The organism is Massilia sp. CT11-108, from assembly GCF_047302915.1.
Classification (GTDB): domain Bacteria; phylum Pseudomonadota; class Gammaproteobacteria; order Burkholderiales; family Burkholderiaceae_D; genus Telluria; species Telluria orientalis.
Genome location: NZ_JBKYMO010001740.1, coordinates 1 through 240, shown reverse-complemented (window position 1 = coordinate 240; position 240 = coordinate 1). Strand labels below are relative to the sequence as shown.

The window sequence follows — 240 nt, the reverse complement described above, 5'->3', positions numbered from 1 at the left end:
GGCGGCCCGCCCGCCCCGCCCCCCCCCCACCTCGTGGTCCATGGTGCCGCCTTCCTCGCGGGACAAGCGGACGCGCCTGGCGGCCTGCTCGTCGACGGCGGCACGTTCGACTGGCATGCCGCGCACACGCGCACGGGCCGCTACGCCGACCTGTGCGAACCGAACCCCGCCTGCGACGGCCGCGTGTTCGCCGAAGAGTCGACGGTCGGCGGCTTCGCCCTGTGCGCGCGCCACGTCGGC

At 77.1% G+C, this 240-nt stretch carries 1 pseudogene; it reads left to right on the top strand.

What is annotated here, in order from left to right:
• Positions 1-240, top strand: a pseudogene (locus tag ACEN88_RS36195) (hypothetical protein); the annotation flags it as partial.